The organism is Achromobacter ruhlandii, assembly GCF_902859695.1.
Taxonomy (GTDB): Bacteria; Pseudomonadota; Gammaproteobacteria; order Burkholderiales; family Burkholderiaceae_B; genus Achromobacter; species Achromobacter ruhlandii.
The window spans coordinates 81,572-91,085 of sequence record NZ_CADIJL010000027.1 but is presented as its reverse complement, the minus strand read 5'-3'; the positions used below and the strand labels follow the sequence as shown (position 1 = coordinate 91,085).

General features: G+C 68.4%; 11 protein-coding genes and 1 pseudogene. 7 read left to right on the top strand and 5 right to left on the bottom strand.

What is annotated here, in order from left to right; all coding sequences use genetic code 11:
- The 5 genes and pseudogenes from HV742_RS24915 to HV742_RS24895 form a co-directional block, all read left to right on the top strand.
- A pseudogene (locus HV742_RS24915) lies at positions 1-426 on the top strand (P-type conjugative transfer protein TrbL); the annotation flags it as partial.
- An 18-nt stretch (positions 427-444) separates the two neighbouring features.
- Positions 445-1,149, top strand: a complete 705-nt coding sequence (gene trbF, locus HV742_RS24910) for a conjugal transfer protein TrbF (RefSeq protein WP_175146635.1) — start codon at positions 445-447, stop codon at positions 1,147-1,149.
- On the top strand, positions 1,146-2,147 hold the full coding sequence (gene trbG / locus HV742_RS24905; protein ID WP_175146634.1) for a P-type conjugative transfer protein TrbG: 1,002 nt from the start codon (positions 1,146-1,148) through the stop codon (positions 2,145-2,147). The genes trbF and trbG overlap by 4 nt, the downstream gene beginning before the upstream one ends.
- 2 nt (positions 2,148-2,149) lie before the next feature.
- Entirely contained in the window at positions 2,150-3,412 is a 1,263-nt protein-coding gene (locus HV742_RS24900; protein WP_175146633.1) for a TraB/TrbI/VirB10 family type IV secretion system protein, read from the top strand.
- Positions 3,409-3,660 (top strand): DUF2274 domain-containing protein, encoded by a 252-nt coding sequence (locus HV742_RS24895; RefSeq protein ID WP_024100052.1) that lies wholly within the window; start codon positions 3,409-3,411, stop codon positions 3,658-3,660. The genes HV742_RS24900 and HV742_RS24895 overlap by 4 nt, the downstream gene beginning before the upstream one ends.
- A 290-nt stretch (positions 3,661-3,950) precedes the next feature.
- Here HV742_RS24895 and HV742_RS24890 read toward each other — a convergent pair whose 3' ends face one another.
- Positions 3,951-4,307 carry a VOC family protein gene (locus HV742_RS24890; protein ID WP_049073457.1) on the bottom strand — a complete coding sequence of 119 codons (357 nt, stop codon included), beginning with the start codon at positions 4,305-4,307 and terminating at the stop codon, positions 3,951-3,953.
- 325 nt (positions 4,308-4,632) lie between these two features.
- On the opposite strand from HV742_RS24890, the gene HV742_RS24885 reads away from it, so the two are divergent.
- Entirely contained in the window at positions 4,633-5,655 is a 1,023-nt protein-coding gene (locus HV742_RS24885; RefSeq protein WP_049073456.1) for an LLM class flavin-dependent oxidoreductase, read from the top strand.
- Positions 5,656-5,846: 191 nt separating this feature from the next.
- Positions 5,847-6,221 (top strand): thioredoxin family protein, encoded by a 375-nt coding sequence (locus HV742_RS24880; RefSeq protein ID WP_059270767.1) that lies wholly within the window; start codon positions 5,847-5,849, stop codon positions 6,219-6,221.
- A gap of 32 nt (positions 6,222-6,253) precedes the next feature.
- Here HV742_RS24880 and HV742_RS24875 read toward each other — a convergent pair whose 3' ends face one another.
- From HV742_RS24875 to HV742_RS24860, 4 genes are all read right to left on the bottom strand, one after another.
- The gene (locus HV742_RS24875) at positions 6,254-6,841 is read right to left on the bottom strand and encodes an IMPACT family protein (RefSeq protein ID WP_059270769.1); all 588 of its coding nucleotides are present in this window, start codon (positions 6,839-6,841) and stop codon (positions 6,254-6,256) included.
- 73 nt (positions 6,842-6,914) lie between these two features.
- On the bottom strand, positions 6,915-7,730 hold the full coding sequence (locus HV742_RS24870; protein ID WP_175146632.1) for a type 2 periplasmic-binding domain-containing protein: 816 nt from the start codon (positions 7,728-7,730) through the stop codon (positions 6,915-6,917).
- 8 nt (positions 7,731-7,738) lie between these two features.
- Positions 7,739-8,512: an ABC transporter permease gene (locus HV742_RS24865; protein WP_049073452.1), complete on the bottom strand. Its 774-nt coding sequence runs from the start codon at positions 8,510-8,512 to the stop codon at positions 7,739-7,741.
- A complete protein-coding gene (locus HV742_RS24860) occupies positions 8,509-9,507 on the bottom strand; it encodes an ABC transporter substrate-binding protein (protein ID WP_049073451.1) in 999 nt (332 codons plus the stop codon). The genes HV742_RS24865 and HV742_RS24860 overlap by 4 nt, the downstream gene beginning before the upstream one ends.
- Positions 9,508-9,514 lie beyond the last annotated feature (7 nt).

Below are 9,514 nucleotides of genomic sequence, written 5' to 3'. Positions count from 1 at the left end.
ATGGCCCCGGCTGCCGCCAAGCTGGCCGGCAGCGGCGCGCGTGCCGCCGCCGGGGCCGCCAGCAGCGCGAAGTCCGCGTTTCAGGCTGGCTCCGCTTCTGCTGGCGGCGGCCTCAAGGGCGCAGCCGCCGGCGTGGGCAACGTCGCCAAGACCGGCGCACAGGCGGCCGGGCAGAAGGTGGCGCAAGGCGCGCGCTCGATCCGCGATCGCGCTGCCGCTGCGTTCAGCGCCGATGCGCCAGCAGCCGCGTCCTCAGCGAGTGGCGATGCGCCGCCGTCAGCACCGCAGGAGCAACCGGCCTGGGCCAAGCGCCTGCACCGACGCCAACAGCTCACCCATGCCGCGACGACCGCCGCCCACACGCTGCGCGGTGGCGACGGCGGCAGTTCCAGCCAAGGGCCGAGCCTGCGCGATTCCGATTCCTGATCTTCAAGGAGAACACCCATGCGATTCAAACGCCCGCAGGTGCGCTATGCAGATACGCCGCAGCCTGCGACCCCTTATCAATCCGCCGCGCAGGTGTGGGACGAGCGCATCGGCACGTCCCGCGTGCAGGCGAAGAACTGGCGATTCATGGCCTTCGGCTGCCTCGCGCTCGCGCTGCTGATGGCTGGCGGCCTGGTGTGGCGCTCGGCGCAGTCCATCGTGACGCCCTACGTCGTGGAGGTGGACAACGCGGGCCAGGTGCGTGCGGTCGGCGAAGCCGCCACGCCGTACCGGCCCAGCGATGCCCAAGTGGCGTACCACTTGGGCCGCTTCATCGAGCTGGTGCGCTCGCTGTCCATCGACCCCATCGTCGTGCGCCAGAACTGGCTCGACGCCTACGACTACACCACCGACAAGGGCGCTGTGGTGCTCAACGACTACGCGCGCACCAATGACCCATTCGCGCGTATCGGCAAGGAATCCGTCACGGTGCAGATCACCAGCGTGACCCGCGCCAGCGACACGTCTTTCAACGTGCGCTGGACGGAGCGGCGCTTCGTCAATGGCGCCGCGGCGGGCACTGAACGCTGGAACGCCGTGATTTCCATCGTGCAGCAGACCCCGCGCACCGAACAGCGCCTGCGCAAGAACCCCTTGGGCATCTACGTCAACGGTCTGTCGTGGAGCCGCGAACTGGATTCTTCCGAAGGAGCCAAGCCATGAATCCGCTTTTCCGTAAATCCGCCTTGCCGTTGATCCTGCTTGCTTCGGCTGTCTTGTTCTCTGGCTGCGCCACGCAGGGCAAGCCGCCGCCGGCCATCTCGCTCGATGAGCCGGTGCAGGCCCAGCCGCTGCCGGAGCCGCCCTTGCCGGTGGAAGTGGTCAAGGTGCCCGAACCGCTGGCGTTGCCGGCGCAGTTGAAGCCATTGCCCGACGCCGAGGACGCCAAGCCCGCGCCGGAACCGGCCGACGAAACCGTGCGCGTCTCGCGTGCCAACGCCGAGGCCCGCATCGCGCCCACGCGCGAGGGCTATGTCAATGCGATTCAAGTGTGGCCGTTCACCGATGGCGCGCTGTATCAGGTCTATGCGGCCGTGGGCCGCGTGACCGTGATCGCGCTCCAGCCCGGCGAGGAACTGGTGACGGTCGCCGCCGGCGATACGGTGCGCTGGATCGTGGGCGACACATCCAGCGGCAGCGGTGATGCGCTGCGGGTCAACGTGATGGTGAAGCCCATCCGCTCGGGCCTCAAGACGAATCTGGTCATCACCACCAGCCGGCGCACCTACCTGCTGGAGCTGACCTCGACCGAAAAGACGTGGATGGCGTCGGTGTCGTGGGAGTACCCGAAGGACAAGATGCTGGCCTTGCAGCGCCAGGCGCAGGCGGCCAGCGCCGCCGCGCCGGTCGATACCGGCTTGTCGCTGGAGAAGATCCGCTTCCGCTACGCGGTCAGCGGCAGCAATCCGCCGTGGAGGCCGCTGCGTGCCTTCGATGACGGCGAGAAGGTCTATATCCAGTTCCCCGCCGGCATCGCGCAAGGCGAGCTGCCGCCGCTGTTCGTGATCGGTGCGCAGGGCGACGGGCAACTGGTGAACTACCGCTTCCGTGCGCCGTACTACATCGTGGATCGCCTCTTTGGTGCGGCCGAGCTGCGCTTGGGCGGTGACAAGGGCGACGTGGTGCGGATCGAGCGCACGGACGGCGCGCGGAGGAACTGACCATGAGCCAGGACGACACCCTCGACCGTGCCGCGCCGCAGGCGGGCAAGGTCGCGCCCGAGGCGGTGGCGCTGCGCGCGCAGCCGCGCCCGGTCACGCGCCTGAATCGGCGCACGTTGGCGATGCTCATGGGCGGCCTCTCGGTCGCCGTGCTGGGCGCCACTATCTGGTCGCTCCAGCCGCATCGGCGCAGCGCCGATGAGCAGCCGGAGCTTTACAACGTCGATCGCGTCTCGAAGTCCGAAGGGCTGGACGGCCTGCCGGCCGACTACTCCAAGCTGCCGCAGAAAGCGCCCGAGCTGGGGCCGCCGCTGCCGGGCGATCTTGGCCCGGCCATCCTGAACTCGCAGCAGCCCGTGACGCCGACCTATGCGCCGCCTGGGCATGACCCCGAAGACGCCTTGCGCAAAGAGGCGGACGCGGCGGCGGCCTCGACGGTGTTCTTCCGCTCGGGCCAGCAGGGCAAGGCCGCAGCGCCTGCCACGGCCCAAGCCGCTGCGGCTGCGCCGGGCAGCGCCTTCGACCCGCTGGCGGCCGGGCCGGCCTCGACGGCGGCCCAGCCTGCCGACCCGACCGCCACGCAGAACCGGCAAGACCAGAAGGAGGCGTTCCTGAAAGGCGGTTCCACGGAAACCCGCAATTCCGGCAATCTGCAAATGCCGGCCTCGCCGTATCAGGTGATGGCCGGTACGGTGATCGCCGGGGCGCTGGTGACGGGCATCAAGTCGGACTTGCCGGGCGACGTGATCGCCACGGTGACGGAGCCGGTCTATGACTCGGCAACGGGCAAGTTCCTGCTGATCCCGCAGGGTTCGCGCATCCTCGGCAAATACAACAGCCAAGTCAGCTATGGGCAGAGCCGCGTGCAGGTGGTGTGGAACCGGATCATCCTGCCCGATACATCTTCGCTGACCATCGACAACCTTGTGGGCACCGACCCGGCCGGCTACTCCGGCCTTGAAGATGGCGTGGACTACCACTGGGGCCGCATCGTCGCCGGCGCGGCGCTGACGACGCTGCTGGGAGTGGGTGCCGAGTTGGCCGCGCCGGAGAACCGCCAGGACGGCAACCGCATCGTGATTGCGGGGCGCGACAGCGCGCAGGACAGCATCAATCAGGTCGGCCAGGAGATGACCCGGCGCAACATGAACATCCAGCCGACCTTGACCGAGCGGCCGGGCCTGCCGGTGCGGATCATCGTCAAGCGTGACCTGGTGCTGCGACCGTACCAGCCGATGTTCTTCAACAGGGGGGCGATGCGATGAGCACGGGCAAGAAGCTGCGGCTCGGGCCACTGCCGAAACTGGAGTCCACGAAGCTGACCTTCGCGTGTCCGGCCAGCCTGCGGGCCGACCTCGACCGCTACGCCGCGCTGCACGCGCAGACCTACGGCGAGGCGGTCGATGCTGCGACGCTCATCCCGCACATGCTGGAGGCGTTCATGGCTGGGGATCGAGGATTCAGGAAAGGAGCAGTGGCAGCGGCGAAGGCCGTGCAACCGAAACAGGCCTGATTTTGTTGGTTCATCACGACGAAAGCGCAGCCTACGGGCTGCGCTTTCGCTTTTGGAGTGGATTGCACCAGGCTAGAAGCTACAACAGCGATGCGCCCCGGCTCGCCGGAGTGCCCCTACACTTGCCACCGCAAAGCGCCTATGTGGCACCTAGCCTAAAAAGCAGTAGGAGCGCGCAACGGTCGATTTTTGGCCTAACCTATTGCCCCACAAGACCTTTCATGTTGCTGCCTGTCCGCATCAAAGGCTTGACAGCGGACATTTTTCATTGCCGGCGCTCGTGCCTGCCGTCAGGCCGTGGCCGTCCAGACCGCCAGCTCATAACCGTCCAGGTCGGTGAAGTGGAAGCGGCGGCCGCCGGGGAAATCGAAGGCCTCGCGGCTGATGCGGCCGCCCGCCGCCGTCACGCGGCGCTGCGCGTCGCCCAGGTCGTCCGCGTACAGGATCACCAGCGGCCCGCCCGGGCGCACCGGCTCGCCGGTGGTGAGGCCGCCCTTCAGCCGGCCATCGGTGAATTCCGTGTAGGTTGGCCCGTAGTCGGTGAACGACCAGCCGAAGGCCTCGCCGTAGAAGCGCTTGCTGCGCGCGATGTCCGCGACGTTGAATTCGATGTTGTCGATCTGGTGGTTGTTACCGGTGGCGCCCATGCGTGTCTCCCGCGGATATTGAACAAAACCGCATCATCCCCGATTCGCGGGGCCATGTCTTGGGGCGGGCCTGGGGACATGGGAACAATGCTTGCGGAGTCGAAATGACCGCCATACCGGCACCACCGCGGCACCACCGCCAGGGTGCCGGGCCGCCCGGCGAATCGTCGTCATTGAGCCCGGCTATCAACCCGCCGGCCCGCATGGTTGCTGGCGGGAGCGGTTGAATTCGCCGATACACTCCCCATGTATATAAGACCATGGAGCCGACCTTGTCCCACCACCACCCGCATTCCTGCCCCCGCGGCCACCGCGAGTCCCGCGTATGAGCACCCTCGCCCGCATCCCCTTCTCGGTGCTGGACCTGGCGCCGATCGTGCAAGGCCGCGACGCCGCCGACGCCTTCCGCAACAGCGTGGCGGTGGCGCAGCATGTCGAACGCCTGGGCTACAAGCGCTTCTGGCTGGCCGAGCACCACAACATCAACGGCGTGGCCAGCAGCGCCACGGCGGTGCTGATCGGCCACATCGCCGGGCACACCTCGACCCTGCGCGTCGGATCGGGCGGCGTGATGCTGCCGAACCATGCGCCGCTGATCATCGCCGAGCAGTTCGGCACTCTCGAAACGCTTTACCCCGGCCGCATCGACCTGGGCCTGGGCCGCGCGCCCGGCAGCGATGGCGCCACCCAGCACGCGCTGCGCCGCGGCCCGCGCAGCGGCCTGGAATTCCCGGCGCTGGTCGAGGAGCTGCGCGGCTTTCTCGCGCCCTCGCGTCCCGGCCAGCCGGTACGCGCGATTCCCGGCGAAGGCCTGGATATCCCCATCTGGCTGCTGGGTTCGAGCGATTTCAGCGCGCGGCTGGCGGCCGAACTGGGCCTGCCGTTCTCCTTCGCCGGCCACTTCTCGCCGGAAGGCATGGCGGCCATGCGCCTGTACCGTCACCTGTTCAAGCCGTCCGAGACCCTGACCCGTCCCTACGCCATGATCGGCGTGCCGGTCGTGGCCGCCCCCACCGACGAAGAGGCGCAGCGCCTGTCCACCACGCAGCAGCTCAAGTTCCTGTCGCTGGTGCGCGGCAACCGCCTGCAACTGCAGCCGCCGGTCGACAGCATGGACGGGCTGTGGAACGAATGGGAGCGCGAGGCGGTCAATCAAAGACTGGGCGCCGCGATCGTTGGCGGCCCCGAAACCGTCAAGCGCCGCCTGGAGGCCCTGGTGGCCGAGACGGAAGCCGACGAAGTCATGATCGTGTCGGATTTTTACGATATTGCCGACCGCCTGCGTTCCTTCGAGATCGTTGCGGCCCTCAAACAGGGCGAAGGCGTACCCACGACAACCGCGGCCTGAGGCCGGCGGCCGCGCGCCGCCAGCCTTGCCCAGCCGCAGACTGCGCTCACCATGGCGCCAACCATTGCGACCCGGCCGGTCCCCGCTCTACTATGGACTGGCAATACCGCGTCGCCACCTCCGGTGCGAGCCTGACTGCCCCGCGCCGCCGATACCGACACTTTGCGCCGCGCCCGCGGCAAGGATCCAAAATGAGTATTGTTGAACTCACCAAAGACAGCTTCCAGGAAGCCATTACGCCGGACGGCACCCTGATCGTGGACTTCTGGGCGCCCTGGTGTGGCCCCTGCCGCGGCTTCGCGCCGGTTTTCGAGCAGGCCGCCAACGAGCATCCCGACGTCACCTTTGCCAAGGTCAACACCGACGTCGAACAGGAACTGGCCGGCGCGCTGGGCATCCGCTCGATCCCCACGCTGATGGTGTTCCGCGAAAAAGTGCTGCTGTTCTCGCAGCCGGGCGCCCTGTCGGGCGGCCAGCTCAACGAACTGCTCACCAAGATCAAGGAAGTGGACATGGAAAAGGTCCACCAGGAAATCGCGGCCGCCCAGGACAGCCAGGACGCGTGATGGACAAGGGCCCTGCGGGGCCCTTGTGCGTTTTACGCCAGTTGCTCCCAGGCCGAGCGGCCGCGCGTGATGTTGGCCGCCGTCCTCTCCAGATCGGCGACCGCATCGCGCGGCGCCGTGAAGCGCAACGCGACGCCATCGGCGCCGAAATCCTCCTGCACGACCACCGCGCCGGCCTGCGCCAGCCGCGACTTCAAGAGCGGCAGCTCGGCAAAACCACAGGCGCACGCCACCGTGGCCAGGTCCACGATCTCGGCGCGCGGCCCGTTGCGCAGGCAGTTGGCGGCGCAACCGCCATAAGCCCGCACCAGTCCGCCGGCGCCCAGCTTGACGCCGCCGAACCAGCGCACCACCAGCACCGCCACGCGGTCCATGCCCTGCCCTTCGATCGCCTGCAGGATCGGGCGTCCGGCCGTGCCGCCGGGCTCGCCATCGTCATTGAAGCGGTACTCCTGGCCGATGCGGTAGGCCCAGCAGTTATGGGTGGCCTCGGGGTCGCTGTGCGCGGCGAAGAACGCCATGGCCTCGTCGATGCTGGAGACGGGCGCGGCGTGCGCGACAAAGCGGCTTTTCTTGATGTCTTCCTCGTGCGAGCAGACGGCGGTCAAGGTGGTGGTCATAGCGCGCCATTGTAAAGGCCGCGCCTCCCGGACCCGCGCGGCCCGTGCGGACGAAGCCGGCGCCGCGCGCGCCTCAACCGTGGCAGTCGGCGACTTCCTGGTCCAGATAGACGTCGAAAGCCACGTCGCGCGCCCACTTGGCCGGCAGCGCTTTCCAGGCGCCGGCCCGCGCCCATTCGCGCATGCGCTCGGCCAGCCAGGCCTGGCCGGCCGTGTCGGCCGCCGGCAGCAGCCAGACGCGTTCATGGCGCGCGCCATCGGCGGCAAGTGTGGCCGAGAACTTTTTCCATTCGGGAAAGCGCATCAGCGGTTCCCAGACCGCGTCGTCGATCAGGCCGATGTCGCAGCTGCCTTCGCGCACCGCCACCAGCGCATCCGACGGCGCCCGGTAGGTGCGCACCACCGCGCCCCAGCTTTGCGCCAGCGCCTGCGCGCCGACCGCGGCCTCGGCCATGCAGACGCTGCGGCCGCGCGCATCCCCGCCCTGTCGCATGCGCGTGTCGCTGCGGATTACCGCCTTGGGCCGCGCGGCATAGCCGGTTGCCACCGTCGCCAGTTCGCTCGGCAGCCCCGGCGGCGGCTGCGCGCGGTCTGCCAGCACCACGTCCACGTCGCCCGCGGCCAGCAGGCGGGCCGCATCGGCGGCCGCCACTTGCCGCAGGCGGAATGGCACGCCCAGTTCCTGCGCCAGCTTCTCGGCCATGGCGTGATCCAGCCCTTCGGGCGTGCGGATCTTGGCGCCGGCCTCGGGCGCGGGCGCCAGATACGGCACGCCCACCACCAATTCACCGCGCTGGCGCGCGGCCCCCAGGCCATCGGGCGGCGCCGCGCCGCTCGCCGCGCAGAGCAAGGCCGATGCGCCGATCAGGAGACGAAGCGCGCGCCGCATCCCGAACCTCACACGTATTGGTAGCGCAGCAGCCGGTGCTTGAGGTTCTCAAGCACGAACTGGTCGATCAGCGCGGCCAGCACCGCGATGACCAGGATGTTGGTCATGACGCCGGTCATGTCGGCAATTTCGCCCGAATAGGCCAGCGAGCGGCCCAGGCCCTTGCCGAAGCCGATCAGCATCTCGGCCGAGATCAGCGCGCGCCACGCATTGCCGAACGCCAGCTGGGCGCCGGTGATCAGCTCGGGCATGACGGCCGGCAGGTACACGCGCTTGACCAGGCCCCAGGGCGTGGCGCCCATGACGCGGGCGGCCGAGACGTGCACGCGCTGCACCGACTCGGTGGCGTTCATTACGCTCAGGGCCGCCGGGAAGAACGCCGACAGCGCCACCACCACGATGATCGGCGTGCTGCCGAAACCCATCACGATCAGGAACAGCGGCACCCAGGCGATCGACGGGATCGACTGCAGGATGACGATGGCGCTGCGCAGCACTTCGCGAAAGAAGAACAGCACCGCCGCCACCAGGCCGAAACCGATGCCCGCCGCCAGCGCCAGGCCGTAGCCCGCGCCCAGCCGGCCGAGCGTGCCCATCAGACTCTGGTGGAACGATTGCTTGCCCAGGTCTTCGAACAGGCGTTCGAGCACCGCCGGCACGCCCGGCATCAGGAAATCGGGCAAGGCGAACGCCGCCGCCTGCCACAGCGCCAGGATGAACAGGACGCCCAGCACGCCCGCCAGATGCTTGCGGGCGCCGGTCACACGGGTCGATGCGCTCAAAGCTTGCGAGCCTCTTGCCAGGACAGGTCGACGATGCTGGAGACGTCATACGGCTTGCCGTCGCGCGTCTTGAGCGAGCCCTGGGCCTGCAGGATGTCGGCGATCTCCTGCATGCGCTTGGTGTCCTTCTCGGTCAGCTTGGGCGTGAACACCTGCGTGCTGATGGCCTCGGCAATCACGGTCTCGCGCGGCAGCTCGCCACGGTTCAGGGTCTTGAGCGTGGGCTCGGCGATGAAGTACGAGGCGATCAGCTTGGAGGCCTGGGCCGGCTCCTTCTGCAGCAGCGCGATGGCCTGGTTCTGCGCGTCCAGCGCCTTCCAGACGTCGTCCTTGCGCTTGGCCAGCGTCTCGCCCGAGGTGATCACCACCATGCACGGGAACGGCCAGGCCTGGCCCACTTCGTAGATCTGCTTGACCGGCGCCACCAGTTGGGCGATACGGTCGTAGGGTTCGAACAGGAAGGCCGCGTCGACGCGCTTGCCCACCAGCGACTGCACCGCCACCGCCGGGCTCACGCCCATCACGTTGACGTCGTCCGCGCCCAGGTTGCCCTGCTTGAGCACCACCCCCTTGAGCACCACGTCGGCGGTGCTGCCCTCGGCCTGCGAGGCCAGCGTCTTGCCCTTCAGGCCGGCGATGTCCTTGATGCCCGAGTCGTCGCGCACGATCAGCGAGTGGTAGCCCTGCTGCGCGCCGCCCACCACCTTCAGGTCCGCGCCCTTGGAGGCCCAGGCCACGGCATTGGTGAAGCCCAGCACGCCGATGTCCAGCTGTCCGCCGACGATGGCCTTGATCAGGTCGGTGCCCGACTTGAACTCGATCAGCTCGGCATCCAGGCCGGCCTTCTTGTAGTAGCCGCCCTCCTGCGCCACGATGGCCTGCGCGTCGTCCATCACGCGCAGGTAACCGACGCGGAATTTCTCGGCGGCCATGGCAGGCGCCGCGGCCAGGAGCGCCGCGGCCAGCGGCAGGGACAGCCATTGCTTGAATTTCATGAGAAAG

What these genes read in the sequence shown, in the direction of transcription:
- trbF (WP_175146635.1), top strand. Translation starts at nt 445, where the DNA reads ATGCGATTCAAACGCCCGCAGGTGCGCTATGCAGATACGCCGCAGCCT.
- trbG (WP_175146634.1), top strand. Translation starts at nt 1,146, where the DNA reads ATGAATCCGCTTTTCCGTAAATCCGCCTTGCCGTTGATCCTGCTTGCT.
- HV742_RS24900 (WP_175146633.1), top strand. Translation starts at nt 2,150, where the DNA reads ATGAGCCAGGACGACACCCTCGACCGTGCCGCGCCGCAGGCGGGCAAG.
- HV742_RS24895 (WP_024100052.1), top strand. Translation starts at nt 3,409, where the DNA reads ATGAGCACGGGCAAGAAGCTGCGGCTCGGGCCACTGCCGAAACTGGAG.
- HV742_RS24890 (WP_049073457.1), bottom strand. Translation starts at nt 4,307, where the DNA reads ATGGGCGCCACCGGTAACAACCACCAGATCGACAACATCGAATTCAAC.
- HV742_RS24885 (WP_049073456.1), top strand. Translation starts at nt 4,633, where the DNA reads ATGAGCACCCTCGCCCGCATCCCCTTCTCGGTGCTGGACCTGGCGCCG.
- HV742_RS24880 (WP_059270767.1), top strand. Translation starts at nt 5,847, where the DNA reads ATGAGTATTGTTGAACTCACCAAAGACAGCTTCCAGGAAGCCATTACG.
- HV742_RS24875 (WP_059270769.1), bottom strand. Translation starts at nt 6,841, where the DNA reads ATGACCACCACCTTGACCGCCGTCTGCTCGCACGAGGAAGACATCAAG.
- HV742_RS24870 (WP_175146632.1), bottom strand. Translation starts at nt 7,730, where the DNA reads ATGCGGCGCGCGCTTCGTCTCCTGATCGGCGCATCGGCCTTGCTCTGC.
- HV742_RS24860 (WP_049073451.1), bottom strand. Translation starts at nt 9,507, where the DNA reads ATGAAATTCAAGCAATGGCTGTCCCTGCCGCTGGCCGCGGCGCTCCTG.